This window comes from Pseudoalteromonas sp. AWH4_217, from assembly GCF_056161105.1.
This window is the reverse complement of record NZ_JBSWYM010000028.1, coordinates 15111-28481: the sequence shown is the minus strand read 5'-3', so window position 1 is coordinate 28481 and position 13371 is coordinate 15111. Positions and strand designations below refer to the sequence as shown.

Below are 13371 nucleotides of genomic sequence, written 5' to 3'. Positions count from 1 at the left end.
ACTTTGCTGCTGCCTTTGGGTCATATCTGACCTAAACTCATTGATTTAAATAAATGATTAGGCACAATTGGTCAGAATCGTGTCTGTTAATACCGACTGCGATATGGGCTTTGCAACCACCCCGTCAAACCCTAACCTGATATACTGGGATATATCGCTCTCAAACACATTCGCAGTCACGGCAATCACGGGAACAACTGGCCATTGTGACCTTATCTCCTGAAATGCCTCAACGCCTCCCATCACAGGCATTTGAATATCCATCAATATTAACTGAATATCTGCGCTCATTTTATCTATTGCTTCCTGGCCGTTCACAGCCAGCGCCGTTTTAGCCCCCTGACTAACCAGCATCTTCTGCAGGATAATCTGGTTTACAGCGTTGTCTTCTACAATCAGAATGGATAAGCCTTGTAACAAAGTGGCATCGTCTGTTTTTTGTGGCTCTGACTCACCCTCTTCGTCAGCCTCCTTCGTGGTTTTTTCAGGCAATGCCAAAGGCAAGGACAGCTCGACACTGGTGCCACTTCCAGGTTGACTGGTGATATTAATTGTTCCGTGCATCGCATCGACCAAAGATTTGACGATTGCCAGACCCAGTCCAACACCACTGTAAAGCCGGGTTGCAGAAGCATCTCCCTGTTCAAAATGAGTAAACAACTTACTAAGCACCTCTTCTTTGATGCCCGCCCCTGTGTCACTTATTACAATGGCTAGCCACTGTGAATCTGAAGCAGCAGTAAAAGACAGCGAAATACGCCCCCGCTCTGTAAATTTAACGGCATTACTGAGTAGATTGACTAGTACTTGCTTAAGTCGCAACTCGTCGCCCAGTCTCAACGGATGTTCAACGTTAAATGCGCAATTAAACCTGAGCTTTTTCTGCTCACACTCCTGACGAAAAATATGTTCAACAGTTTTGCTCACTCTACGCAAGTCAAATTCACGCACCTCAAGTTGCAACTTACCCTTTTCTATCTGTGTAAAATCTAAAATATCATTCACCAAAGTCGACAGCATCTCGCTACACATAGTTGCCGTATCAAGTAGCGATACGCTTTCGTTCGACTGGGGTTCTTTACGTAGTAATTGCAGTGCGCCATACAGGCCATTGATCGGTGTTCTCAGTTCATGAGACATATTGGCAAGTAACTGGGATTTTGCCTTGCTGGCCTGCTCTAAATCCTTGGAGGTGGCATTCAATTTAGCGATAGAGTCATTGCGTGACTTTAGTAATTCCCCCATATATCTGTCGGCCTGCCTGTTATGGCGGAACAGGTACGCGATAAACGCCATAAATAACAGTGCCAGCCCAAGCAAAGATAAGAGCAAAACATGGGTTTTAAACTCATTTTGCCGGATCATGTTAGTTTCGTTAACTGCTCTGGTGTTATCAAGCGCTTTAAACACGGTTGCCTGATACTGAGATTTGAGCGCAAAGTAGGTATCATCCAGCAGAATACGCTGCGCCAGCTCCAATTTCCCAGCTCGCGCAAGCGCAAATGCTTTTGATTCAATTTCAATCAGCTTAGTGTTTACCTGAGCCGTTGCAGCGATTGCATCCGCTATGATAGGGTCCAATGCTTCAGCTTCTAACAGCGTCTGATCCAGAGTGTTAGCGATGTTAAGATACCGTCTGGACCATTTTTCTTCCTGAGTGAAGGTAAACATACGTGAAGACATGGTCAGCACTTCATCGTAGTAAATAATATCGCTGGTGATCTTCTTGATCGACTGTATGTGCGAATTTAGCGCATTACGTTCATTTAAGCTGGAAATCACAAACGGCACCAAAGCAGCCAATGCAATGAAAACAATGACTAACAATAACAGTAGCTTAACTCTTAGTTGCTTTACCTGCCCCAGTGGATCGGCCATAATCAAGTCTAAAAATTGTGGATACTATAATATATTGAGTATGTGCATTTTTTTACCTAGTTCAAGCCATCCCGGCAGATCCCTACTCACAGTGGCGTGATAACCAGAGGACGATATGAAAACAATCCGGACCACAGTGAGTACCGTGCTGTTTAGCCTGCCACTGTTAAATGGGTGCTTATTTGCTCCTCAAGAGGTGCAGTATTACGATCCTAAGTGCAAAATGATTCTCAAAAAAAAGACGCTCAGCAGCGCACAGATGCAAACAGTCAGTCAATGTCGGGGAGAGGCTTGCGCACTGATATTGGCCGGTTCAGGTCTGGTCAGTGCTGCCAGTCTGGTCGTATCCGGCACCATTGTGGTTGCCTCCAATACGGTTTCCTGGCTGGAAAGGGCCCAAGGCTGCCCGCCCCTCAGTCAAACGGTCGTGAGCGGCAACCTAACCTCAACACATAGCCCTCCCTGAGGACGATTTTTCAGATGAATATCGCCATGATGTGCTTCAACGATTTCACGGCACAGCGCAAGCCCAAGCCCGGTGCCACTGGATTTAGTGGAGTAAAATGGGATCAAGGCATTCGCCATAATATGCTCGCTCATTCCTTGTCCGGCATCGTTCACACTCAGCAAAACGTGTTTCGCCTGAAAAGTCACTTCAATTTTTATTGCAGCCACGTCACCACCCGACTCATGGGCGTTTTTAAGTAGATTGATCAGCAGTTGTTCTAGTTGAGGGGCATCTGCAAGTAGCTGTTTGTGCGCCAGCAATTCACCCGATTGAGTATGGTTAAATTGCCATTGAGTCTGCAGCTGTGTAAGCAGTTCGGGCAACACAACTGGCTGTAACCTGGGCGCAGGCAGTTTGGCAAACTTTCCATATCCTTGTACAAATTCGGTCAAATGACGGATCCGTTCATCTATGGTCGAAAACACCCGCTCCAGCCGGGTGTCCTCAAGTTTGTTCGCCAAAATTTTACCACTGTGAAGCATAGAGGAAATCGGTCCCAGTGAGTTGTTTAGCTCGTGGCTGATGATGCGAATAACTTTTTTCCATACCGCCACTTCCTGGCGGTTCAGCTCTCTGGTCAGTTGTTTAAAAATATACAAACGGTGAAACTGGTTATTGAGCAGAAGTTCCCCATTGGACAAATGCCAGGTCTGCTTGTCTTCTCCCTCACCTGGTAGTTCAAACAGTCCATCCATTTCACCTGACAGTGCATTATATAAAGCAGGGCTGGCTTGTTGCGCCAGGCTGTCGAGCTTCATGCCTTCAAGATTGTGCTCACAGTTTAACAGTGTTTTTGCGCTGTGATTTGAAAACACCACTATGCCCTTATCATCTGTCAGCAGCAGTGCCTGAGGCGCGCTATGCAGCACCTTATCCAGCATTAGCTCTCGCTGGTAAATCCACTGTTTCTCATCTCTGAGTTGTTGCGCTGCCTCATTATACAAACGACATAACCTGCCCAACTCATCCTCTTTCTGATAAGCAAGTAGAGTTGAAAAATCGCTGTCTTTAAAGTTGAGTAAACCGCTCTCAAGTGCCTGTAATCCAGCAAATAATTTTCGCGTCAGCATACGCAGTACAATCACGCCGACACACAGCGCAGACAGAGCAACCAGTACCCCGGTTTGCCACTGTACAAAGAAAAATATGGGCGCACTCACAGTCGCCACAGCAACAAATAGCGCTAAATGAAGCTTTTGAGCAATCGACAATCCGGGAATTTTCATTTAGTAATCAATACCGTATTTTTGCAACCTTCGATAAAGTGCCTGACGACTCATGCCAAAGTGTCGGGCTACTTTCGCTATGACGCCATGGAACTGCCGCATAGCTGCTTCCAGTTCAGCCTTCTCCGGCTCTTGTCTGTCCTGAGCGGGAGACGACTTTACACCAAACTGTGTGCCCGGTTGAAGACCAAAATCTTCCGCTTCAATCGTGCCAGAAGGATTCAGCACCGCGGCGCGCTTACAGGCATTTTCTAATTCGCGAACATTCCCGGGCCAGTCATAGCCTAGTAGTGCATTTTCTGCATTCAAAGCCAGTTCTCTGCCGGGCAGAAAGTGAGAAGTCAAAGGCAAAATATCATCATTACGAGCCTTAAGTGGCGGTAAATTGAGCTCAATCACGTTTAGCCGATAGTACAAATCCTGACGAAAACGACCACACCGAATGTCTTCCGGCAAATCCGCATTGGTGGCTGAAATAACGCGGACATTTACCCGTCTTGTTTCGACTGAACCGAGGCGCTCGAACTCCCCGGTTTGCAACACCCTCAGTAGTTTCATTTGTCCGGATAAAGGTAAATTCCCTATCTCGTCGAGAAACAAAGTGCCACCATGGGCTGCTTCAAAGCGTCCAATACGCTGTTTGTTTGCACCAGTATACGCCCCCGCTTCTGCACCAAATAGTTCTGCTTCAATCAGCTCCTGTGGCAATGCACCCGCATTGACCTTTATAAAAGGCGCATCTCTGAGCGGGGAATTTGCCTGAATGATCTCGGCAATTTTTTCTTTGCCACTGCCATTGTCTCCGGTTATTAGCACTGCAACATCCGACCGGGCAACCTGCACAGCCATATCCACGACCCGTTGCATCGCGCCGCTGCGATAAACCAGACCTCGCAGATCAGCGCCAGCGTTCAATGCTTCACGCTGCTGGGCAATGCGCTCATGTTGTTCATTTTGTTGTTTTGCTTGTCCCAGCGCAATCAGGTTGGCGACAGAGGTGAGCAATTTCTGATCGTCCCAGGGTTTGGCCAGATAGTCCGCGGCACCCGCTTTGACCAGCTCAATGGCCATTTCCAGCTCGGTCCAGGCAGTGATCAGGATCACCGGTAAGTGAGGGTTAAGGGATCGTAATTCCCGGAACAAGGCTTTGCCTTCCTCTCCTGAGGTCGTATCAGCCGTAAAGTTCATGTCCTGAATCACCAACGAAATACGCTGGTAACGCACGATCTGCAACGCTTCAAAAGGTGTTAAAGCCGTTTCAACCTGGTAGTCATGGAGTTCCAGCAGCAATGAAAGTGCATCCAGCACAGCCTGGTTATCATCGACAACGAGTATCTTATTCATCATTATTATTGTGCTCGTGTTATATGCGGGGGTCTGTCATACCCATTACTTTCGACCTCGTACCTTTGAGTGTAACATGTTTCCCTTAATTATCAGTCGGTAATGGCCATACAAAAAGCGTAATACCTGCTTTTACACAAGTCCCGGCAACAAAATTGCCATTGCCGGGACCTTGGTTGGTCGTATGAAGGCGTGCTTTACACGCTGCGTGTCGCAATACTCGGAGATATATTGGCCGCTCGCAGCGCAGGCATCAGTACCGACAGTAAACTCATCAACAACAGTAATCCGGCAGTCGTCGCTATGAAGTGATAGCCCAGCGCAGGCACGGAATACCAATTCATCAGCTTTTGTCCAAGCAGAACCGCCGCTGCCCCGCCCAATACCAATCCAACACTACATATGAGCGCGTTCTCGACTACAAAATAGCGTACAATGGCAGACTTTCTGGCGCCCAGAGCGCGACGCGTACCTATTTGTTTGGTGCGCTTACTGATATTAAAGGTGGATAACCCAAACACACCCAGTGCGGTCACGACAACCAATACCACAATCAGCGTCATCAGCATGCGCATCATCAGTACATCCTTAGCATCATAACGGGCTTTTTTCTGATCCAGGCCGGTCACATCGCTAATTACTCGCTCACGGTGGCTGGCAAGCATAAGCTCCTCAATCTGACGCATCACCTGTGCCCTAGCTTGTGGCGCAGTGCGAACAAGAAACTTCTGAAAATTACCGACCCTGATCATGGGGATCATCGCCGTTTTTGTACCAAAGCTGCTTTTTGGCCATTGGTTTGCCATAGTGTCAACAATCCCTACAATTGTCAGAGGATCGGCGCCCCAATAGAGCGTCTCTCCCAACCCCTTGCCTTGACCAAACAACTCATCAGATAACGAGCGACTGACAATAATAACGGACGGGCGAGCATCACTTTCGTCAATCACAACAACATCCGCTTCTGTAAAATCGCGCCCTTCAGACACTTTGACACCTAACGTGTTTAGCAAATGTTCGTCACCGGTAACATAGCCCATGTTGACTCTTTTACTTTCTTGCGGCTCAGGTTTGAGCTGCATGCCACCTGAGCTGCCACTACCAGATAGCACAACGGAGCTCACTGCTGCTGCATCTATAACCCCATCGAGGTCACGTAGTATTTGCTCATCCAGCTCAACTTGCTGAAGTAAATTAAGGTTTTTATCAAAGTTCAGCGCATTAAATTTAAAGATCTCAGCTTCCGGGTAGCCTGTATCTTTATTCAAATAGGTTAACCTGTCCTGGATAATAGAAACGGCATTACTAACAATGGCCAGGGTAATAGCGAGCTGAAGGATCAGCAATACAGCACCCAATTTTGAACGCATCAGCGCGTTAATAGTTGGTTTTAATTCAAACATATAGCGTTCCTTCTATTGCACTTTCAAGTGTGTGGCTGGGGTGGTTCGACAAACGAGCCATGCTGGATAAAGCCCAGCCAAAATACAGGCAGAAATTGCAAGTACTGGTGCACTCAATAGCATCATCCAATCCATATTGGCTAACCCGGCGTAGTAATTGTAAGTCTGACGTACCCCAAGCAGGCCAAGTTGTGCAAACAACACACCCAAACTGCCCCCTAACAAACCCAGTACACCAACCTCGACCAGGTGCTGATAGAATACCTGTCGTTTGCTGGCCCCCAGCGCTCTTCTGACACCCACATCAGGGGCTCGGCGCATAAACTTGGCCAGTAGTAGCCCAAGAATATTGGCGACACACACTGCCAGGAACATAAAGCTCAAGCCAACCAGAATTTTATTGTCTTCACTGATCACATCGTTGTAATTCATCCAGGCGTTGACATCTTGTAGCGAGTACTGAAGTGTTTCTCGGTTAAAACGACCCAGTTTTTGTTGTTGTTGCATGTAGGCCATCAGCATATCGCCATAGACTTGACGCTGTTGTGGCGTGTCGAGCTGCACCCAGAATTGAACCCAAAGCATTTCCGAATTCATTTTATCGTTAAAGTCTCTGGTTTCCTCAAACTTCCAACCATTGGTGTTGCCCCAAGTGTCGACATCATAGGCTTTAACATGGCTAAACGGTGCAAACATTCTCTCGGCCTTGCCAAAGCTACCATTGTTCAAATCATAGAATTTTATTGTGGGGCGCCACTTTTGTGTAACACCTACTACCTCATGACGACGCTCACCAAGGAACACCGACTCCCCTACTACATCGGTCTTACCAAAGAGTTGTTTAGCCATTTCCTCATCAATCACCACAACGGGGGCAGCATCACGCTCTTGCTCTTCAGTCCAGACATTGCCATGTAAAAAGGTCAAATCAAACATGGTAAAAAAGTCACGTCCGGTCACCCGGGTATTTTCTATAAAAGGCTTACTGGATGCCGTGTTCAGGTGAACCGAAAAGCCAGAGCGCAACATAGGTGCACGAAGGTAATCTCCGGGCAATGCATCAAGGTTAATGGCATCTGTATAGGTCAGCTGATATGGGATATCATCTGGTGTTCGCCAGGTTTCTCCGTCATCCATCGTTTGTAGTTGTACCGCAAACAAACGTTCACTTTTGTGCGGAATAGGGTCCATAGACATCATGTGGTAAACAGACAAAGTTGTCATCGTCACCCCAATGCCGATGGCAATGGCCAGAATCATCAAAAACGTCACCAAGGGTGTCTGGCGCAGGCTACGCCAGGCTAAGTCAATATAATGTATAAACATATTAACCTCCCGCTGCTAACGGCGTTTCAGCCGAGCGACCCTGATACAAAGTAAAATCGGTAACTCTGCCGTCGACAATCTGAATGTTACGTGGCGCACGGCGCGCCAATTCAGGATCATGGGTTACCATCACAATGGTTGCACCTTCACGGTTTATCTGCTCCAGCAACTCCATCACCTGACGTGCCATCAGACTATCCAGGTTACCAGTGGGCTCATCCGCCAGCAAAAAGCGCGGACGCCCGGCAAGTGCTCTGGCAATAGCAACGCGCTGTTGCTGGCCCCCAGACAATTGTTGTGGTAAATGTTTGGCGCGTCCTGCCAGCCCCACCAGTTCAAGGCATTCTTCAACCCGGCGTTTGCGCTCTGCCGATTTAATGCCTCGATAACGTAACGGAACCTCTACATTCTCATACAAGTTTAAATCCGGAATAAGATTGAACCCCTGGAAAATAAAGCCAATTTTCTGGTTCCTCAGATCGGCTCTGGCGTTGTCGTTGAGCTTGCCAATATCAACGCCATCCAGGCAATATTGCCCGCCACTAAAGGGCTCCAGCATACCCGCAATATTCAGAAAGGTGGTTTTACCTGAGCCGGATGGGCCTGTCACAGCCACGAACTCTCCTTCGGCCACATGAAGGTTAAAATCCCGCAGTGCGTGAGTCTGTACCATTTCAGTCTGATAGACTTTACTGATTGCTTTCATATCTAGCATTATCGTTATCCTTTTTATCTCAGTTGCACTAGGGGTGCATTTTCAAATTGTTCATAATTAGACACGATGATCTGATCGCCGGGAGACAAACCATCTAAAATTTCGACTTCGTTGACACTGGAGGCGCCCGTACGAATATCCATCCGCGTTGCGACTTCGCCTTGTATTCGATAAACCACTGAACCACCGGCGTTCATAAATGAACCGCGGCGGACCTTTAACACATTCTCTTTTTGATCCAATAAGATACGGGCAGATAAGCGTTGATTTTGTCGAATGCCATCAATATCACTGTGTTCAAAACGTACCCTCGCTGTGACCTCCCGATTACTGACCTCAGGAGAAATCGCAGAGAGCTTACCATAAAGTTCACTGGCGCCGACCTTGAGCACAACCTGCATACCCAGCCCGAGCTCATTGGCGTAACTTTCGGGTACTTGTAACTGTGCTTCATAAGCTGATAAATCAACCAGTGTCATCAATGCCTGTTGAGCAACCACTGCAGCCTTAGTTTGCACCATCAGATTGCCAACCAGTCCACTCACAGGCGCATTGATCTCAAGCGCGTTCACCTTGCGCTGTAGTTCATCAACAACTAACTGCTGGCGCTCGACCAGGTTACTCGCAGCGGCCAGCTCAAACGCCAATGTATCTTTACCCAATGCAACTTCTTGCTGAGCGTGTTGATAGTTCAGTTTGGCTCGGGCCAAATCGTCTACCGCTTCTTCCAGGTCTATCTGACTGATCAGGTTTTTCTTGATGGAAAGTTGTGCCCGGCGGTTTTCCCGCTCAGCGGCATCTAGTGTCACCTTGGCCAGCTCCAGGCTGCGATTTAGTGTCAAAGTTTCGCGTCTGACTTCAAGCTGCTCTCGGGCTAGTCCATCTTGCAAACGGGCAAGCTCAGCTTGTTGTTGCTTAAGTTCATTGGTGAGCGTCGGGCTGACAACTCTCGCAATCACGTCGCCCGCAGCCACTGTGTCTCCCGCCTTAACCAGCAGGTCAACAAACCCGGCTTCGGGGCTGTAGACCTGAGGTGCATTTGCCGCAACTATCCGGCCACTGGCAAGAATATCACGGACAAAATCGCCGCGGGATACAGTTGCAAATTGCAGTGTATCGCGTTCAAAAGAGCGGCCTGTATTGTCGGCCACTGAGAGTGCTTGTGCTGTGATCGCCAACGTGCCACATAAAGCAATCACACCAACCACTTTCTTCCAGTTCAATATCTGTGGCTTAACCTCTGAGTCCTGCTTACTGGTGTCTTTAATCATGAGTACTCCTATCTATTGGATTCCATCTCATTTCTCACTTCATATTGTTTTATCACTATCCCGGCTAACAGCATCAGACAGGGTGAAATGACAAAACCGAAAAACATCAACATATTGAAGTGTCCTGTTATCTGTTTGACAGAATGAATACCAGACTCGTGCCAACTTTTAAGCTTTTGTTTTATATTGATTTTATTTTTTAATGATAGAGTGAAAAGTGTCCGCGGACAGAAAAAGTGTCCGCTCACCTTGTCGTGTCGGACAGGTTGCACGCGCTTGAACAGTGCTTTTTGTCTTGTGTAACTGATAGTGGTGGCGAGCTGTTGCTTCGAGATAAGTGAGCTAAGGAAATACACCCGGCATCGAGATAGCTTGAATTCCGGCCCAAGTTTAGACACACTGCCGTTTTAAATCATAATGATAACAAACAAAATGAAATCAATTATCCTGATGCTCTTAGCCCTGGTCTCTCTTTCCTCCTATGCATTACCTGAGCGTATTGTGCTGATCCGTCACGCAGAAAAAATGACCGGCCCGGACCCAGAGCTAACCGAGCAAGGACATAAAAGAGCACAACGGCTCGCAACGCTACTTATTCCTTACAAACCAACCGCTTTGTTTTCAACAGACTATTACCGTACTAAGCAGACACTGGCCCCATTGAGCAAAGCTACTTCAATGTCTGTAGAAGTATATGATCCAAGTAAGCTGGCGAGTTTTGCTCAGCAGCTTAAAGGCTATTCCGGTACCTTAGTTGTTGCAGGCCACAGTAATACAACGCCTGAACTGGTTAAGCACTTAAGCGGGCAGGCAGTCAGCATCAGTGAGAAAGAATTTCACAAGGTGTTTATCGTAAGCTGGCGGGGTGATGGTAAGGCGTCAGTGCAAGAACTGGTTTCAAACTAAAGCGCACCTGTATATGGGATTTCAGAGTCAGCAGGCCTGCCAGCAGGCAGGCCTCAGAGTCGCAAGTTAGTGACCCGTTTCGTATTCTGCCTGAGCAGTATTGGTTCTTTCCCAAGTGCCGTCTTTATAGAGAATTAGCGCAGACGCTTTATTGTTTGGCGAGTATGCGCGGATTGTCACACCACAACTTGTGCCACCGCTACAGTTGGCAATACCACTCCAACGCACTTCCTCAACAGGCTTGGTGATATTATTAATGTAGAATCGCCCACTTGTAGAGTTACCAAATGAGAAGTCAATTGCACTACAATAGGCGGTGCCATTACCCCAGCTTTGACCACCGCTTTTGGGGTAGATATCGCAGACCATTTGTGCAGAGAATGCAGAGCCAGCGAATAGTGTACCTGCTACCAGAGTCAGTGCTTTTAGTGTTTTCATCGTTATAATCCTTATCACTCTTTTCAGAGAAATTTTCAATAAAAGGCTGCATATTAATCTTGTTAAGGTTAAATATGCTGGTGTTTAGTTCTTGGTTTTCAAAAGGCTTAGACTGCTCACTAGTGACCAGTTTCGTATTCAGCATTTGCTGTGTTCGTCCTTTCCCATGTTCCGTCTTTATATAGGATCAGCGCAGACGCAGAATTTGTTGTGTAAGCTCTGATTGTGACACTGCAGCTGGTCCCACCTGAGCAATTCGCACCACTCCAGTGAACTTCCTGGATTGGCTTGCTAACATTTTTCAGATAGAAGCGTCCGCTCGTTGAGCGCCCGAATGAGAAGTCAAAGCCCATACAGTTGGCTGTACCGTTCCCCCAGCTAGAGCCGTTACTTTTGGGATAAACATCACATACCATCTCAGCAGAAAATGCAGATCCCGCGAAAAAAGTGCCCGCGATTAGAGCAAAAGCTTTTAATGTAGTTTTCATCGTTATTATCCTTATACATACAAAAAATGTAAAAAAACCAACAATCAAATGATGCTATCGATGCAACATTTGTTAACTAAACTACCCAGTTAAAAAGATCAATGTCAACACTAAAGAAATAAAAAAACACAAATAAAAAACCAAAAAGTCACAAATTATTTATTTTATGAGGCGTCTTCATTTCGCACAACAGATTGAAAAACATGCCAAAAAAATCATAGGAAAAAGCTAACACACTGTAAGAAATAGCAATATTTCGCACATTAGGATTTTGAATATTTGCTCGACCTTAGACACCTAAAAAAGAACGTTCAGGGTTAAGAATGGTTACAGAAGTGACATAATTATTGCTAACCCTTCGCGCATTTTTTCTTCACTTTGTCCTGCAAAGCCAAGACGAATATGTGTGTAGCGAGATTGCGGAAAACGCCAGAAAGCATTTTCGGTTTGAACGTACACGCCCTGCGCGGCAGCTTGAGCGCTAAGGCCAGATACATCCCTATGTGTATTAACCCAAAAAGCCATTCCACCATCGGGTACATTAAATGTCAGATGATGCCCTGCACTCTGATAATGCGTGAGCGCATCTGCCATAGCATCGCAGCGCAAATGATAGCGCTTTGTCATGCGCCTTAAGTGACGCTCAAACTCACCGGATCCCATCCAGCTGGCCAGCGCCAGTTGTAACACAATGTCATTCTTATAGTTTATCAGCTGTTTCAGCGCACTCAGCTGAGCAAGCACATCTGCTCTGGCAACCAGATATCCCATCCGGGCACCAGCAAACATGATTTTTGAAAAAGTAGAAACATAGATCACAATACCATGCGGATCACTGGCGGCCATTGGTTGGAGCGCAGGGCAGCGATAGTGAAACTCATGGTCATAATCGTCTTCAACAATAAACACACCATGCTCAGCACACAATTGATATATTGCCATGCGCCGTGCAACAGACAGAGTAACCGTTGTCGGGTACTGATGAAGCGGTGTTAAGTAAAGCAATTTAATATGAGTTTGCTGCAGGCGTTCACGCAGGCTGTCAATGCTCAGTCCCTCTTCATCCTGGGCGATACCGTAGAGCGTTGCACCACATGCCTCAAACGCTCGGTGTGCCGGTGGATAACCCAGAGATTCAACGGCAATGCCTTCTCCTGGCCTGATAAACGCTTTGGCGATTAAAAACAATGCTTCCTGAGACCCATTGCACACCAGCAAATCATCACAATCCAGAGCACGGGCACGGCGCAGATAGCGCTGTAGCTGGCTTTTCAGAGCTGGCTCCCCTGTGCTGTGGCTGTAGTGCAAACTTGGTATATTAACGGTACGGCAGGCCTGACTGAGATGGCGACGAAACTCATCGTAGGGGAAATCGGACAGGTCTGCCAGTCCACCAGCAAAGCTATATTGATAACTGACAGCTCCCCTGATGTCAGGCTCTGACAAGGTCAGAGATAACGCAAAGTCTGGCTCGATATGCATGCTATGCTGAGCAGGCAGAGCAACATGCTGACTGGACTCAATCGGCAGTGCCTGATTGACCCGATACCCCCGTCTTTGCTCTGAACATAACCACCCCTGAGCAACCAAATTCTGTAAAGCGGTCATCACTGTATGACGATTTATACCATATAGCTGAGCGAGTTTTCTGGCTGATGGCAGAGGATCATCCGGTTGCAACTGGCCCAGCCTGATGGCTACCCGGATCTGCTCAGCCAATTGTAAATGCTTGGGTTTATCCTGCGTCAGAGGCTGTCCGGTCAACATAGTCATACTCCCCACCAGGTATGAGAAATCCCATCTGGTCTAATCAAAAATAAAATTCTGGTTGTTTATAACCTACCAGAAAACACTACTCTGATCACACA

General features: G+C 47.2%; 12 protein-coding genes. 2 read left to right on the top strand and 10 right to left on the bottom strand.

The genetic code is table 11. The features are described from left to right. Positions 1-57: 57 nt before the first annotated feature. Positions 58-1878: an ATP-binding protein gene (locus tag ACXAH1_RS22650; protein ID WP_475199860.1), complete on the bottom strand. Its 1821-nt coding sequence runs from the start codon at positions 1876-1878 to the stop codon at positions 58-60. A 115-nt stretch (positions 1879-1993) separates the two neighbouring features. Between ACXAH1_RS22650 and ACXAH1_RS22645 the strand changes: the two genes are divergently transcribed. After that, complete coding sequence (locus tag ACXAH1_RS22645; protein ID WP_475199859.1) at positions 1994-2344, top strand: hypothetical protein; 351 nt, start codon at positions 1994-1996, stop codon at positions 2342-2344. Here ACXAH1_RS22645 and ACXAH1_RS22640 read toward each other — a convergent pair. From ACXAH1_RS22640 to ACXAH1_RS22615, 6 genes are all read right to left on the bottom strand, one after another. Next, positions 2296-3612: a sensor histidine kinase gene (locus ACXAH1_RS22640; protein ID WP_475199858.1), complete on the bottom strand. Its 1317-nt coding sequence runs from the start codon at positions 3610-3612 to the stop codon at positions 2296-2298. The genes ACXAH1_RS22645 and ACXAH1_RS22640 overlap by 49 nt on opposite strands. After that, positions 3613-4956 carry a sigma-54-dependent transcriptional regulator gene (locus tag ACXAH1_RS22635; RefSeq protein WP_475199881.1) on the bottom strand — a complete coding sequence of 448 codons (1344 nt, stop codon included), beginning with the start codon at positions 4954-4956 and terminating at the stop codon, positions 3613-3615. 197 nt (positions 4957-5153) lie between these two features. Continuing rightward, the gene (locus ACXAH1_RS22630; protein ID WP_475199857.1) at positions 5154-6359 is read right to left on the bottom strand and encodes an ABC transporter permease; all 1206 of its coding nucleotides are present in this window, start codon (positions 6357-6359) and stop codon (positions 5154-5156) included. Between the two features lie 12 nt (positions 6360-6371). Then, positions 6372-7685, bottom strand: coding sequence for an ABC transporter permease (locus tag ACXAH1_RS22625; protein ID WP_475199855.1), 1314 nt, complete (start codon positions 7683-7685; stop codon positions 6372-6374). A gap of 1 nt (position 7686) precedes the next feature. Further along, positions 7687-8400 (bottom strand): ABC transporter ATP-binding protein, encoded by a 714-nt coding sequence (locus ACXAH1_RS22620; RefSeq protein ID WP_253047456.1) that lies wholly within the window; start codon positions 8398-8400, stop codon positions 7687-7689. Between the two features lie 14 nt (positions 8401-8414). After that, positions 8415-9671 (bottom strand): efflux RND transporter periplasmic adaptor subunit, encoded by a 1257-nt coding sequence (locus ACXAH1_RS22615; RefSeq protein ID WP_475199854.1) that lies wholly within the window; start codon positions 9669-9671, stop codon positions 8415-8417. A 432-nt stretch (positions 9672-10103) separates the two neighbouring features. Here ACXAH1_RS22615 and ACXAH1_RS22610 point away from each other — a divergent pair, with 432 nt between their 5' ends. After that, positions 10104-10577: a SixA phosphatase family protein gene (locus ACXAH1_RS22610; protein WP_475199852.1), complete on the top strand. Its 474-nt coding sequence runs from the start codon at positions 10104-10106 to the stop codon at positions 10575-10577. A gap of 66 nt (positions 10578-10643) precedes the next feature. On the opposite strand, the gene ACXAH1_RS22605 is transcribed toward ACXAH1_RS22610, so the two are convergent. From ACXAH1_RS22605 to pdxR, 3 genes are all read right to left on the bottom strand, one after another. After that, on the bottom strand, positions 10644-11015 hold the full coding sequence (locus tag ACXAH1_RS22605; RefSeq protein WP_475199850.1) for a hypothetical protein: 372 nt from the start codon (positions 11013-11015) through the stop codon (positions 10644-10646). A gap of 119 nt (positions 11016-11134) precedes the next feature. Further along, positions 11135-11503 (bottom strand): hypothetical protein, encoded by a 369-nt coding sequence (locus ACXAH1_RS22600; protein WP_138551624.1) that lies wholly within the window; start codon positions 11501-11503, stop codon positions 11135-11137. 327 nt (positions 11504-11830) lie between these two features. Then, complete coding sequence (gene pdxR / locus ACXAH1_RS22595) at positions 11831-13270, bottom strand: MocR-like pyridoxine biosynthesis transcription factor PdxR (protein WP_475199880.1); 1440 nt, start codon at positions 13268-13270, stop codon at positions 11831-11833. Positions 13271-13371: the final 101 nt, after the last annotated feature.

Bases quoted from the DNA above. Each gene is read 5' to 3' on its own strand.
- ACXAH1_RS22615 (WP_475199854.1), bottom strand. From the start codon at position 9,671: ATGATTAAAGACACCAGTAAGCAGGACTCAGAGGTTAAGCCACAGATA.
- ACXAH1_RS22635 (WP_475199881.1), bottom strand. From the start codon at position 4,956: ATGAATAAGATACTCGTTGTCGATGATAACCAGGCTGTGCTGGATGCA.
- ACXAH1_RS22650 (WP_475199860.1), bottom strand. From the start codon at position 1,878: ATGGCCGATCCACTGGGGCAGGTAAAGCAACTAAGAGTTAAGCTACTG.
- ACXAH1_RS22600 (WP_138551624.1), bottom strand. From the start codon at position 11,503: ATGAAAACTACATTAAAAGCTTTTGCTCTAATCGCGGGCACTTTTTTC.
- ACXAH1_RS22605 (WP_475199850.1), bottom strand. From the start codon at position 11,015: ATGAAAACACTAAAAGCACTGACTCTGGTAGCAGGTACACTATTCGCT.
- ACXAH1_RS22645 (WP_475199859.1), top strand. From the start codon at position 1,994: ATGAAAACAATCCGGACCACAGTGAGTACCGTGCTGTTTAGCCTGCCA.
- ACXAH1_RS22640 (WP_475199858.1), bottom strand. From the start codon at position 3,612: ATGAAAATTCCCGGATTGTCGATTGCTCAAAAGCTTCATTTAGCGCTA.
- ACXAH1_RS22610 (WP_475199852.1), top strand. From the start codon at position 10,104: ATGAAATCAATTATCCTGATGCTCTTAGCCCTGGTCTCTCTTTCCTCC.
- ACXAH1_RS22630 (WP_475199857.1), bottom strand. From the start codon at position 6,359: ATGTTTGAATTAAAACCAACTATTAACGCGCTGATGCGTTCAAAATTG.
- pdxR (WP_475199880.1), bottom strand. From the start codon at position 13,270: ATGTTGACCGGACAGCCTCTGACGCAGGATAAACCCAAGCATTTACAA.
- ACXAH1_RS22625 (WP_475199855.1), bottom strand. From the start codon at position 7,685: ATGTTTATACATTATATTGACTTAGCCTGGCGTAGCCTGCGCCAGACA.
- ACXAH1_RS22620 (WP_253047456.1), bottom strand. From the start codon at position 8,400: ATGCTAGATATGAAAGCAATCAGTAAAGTCTATCAGACTGAAATGGTA.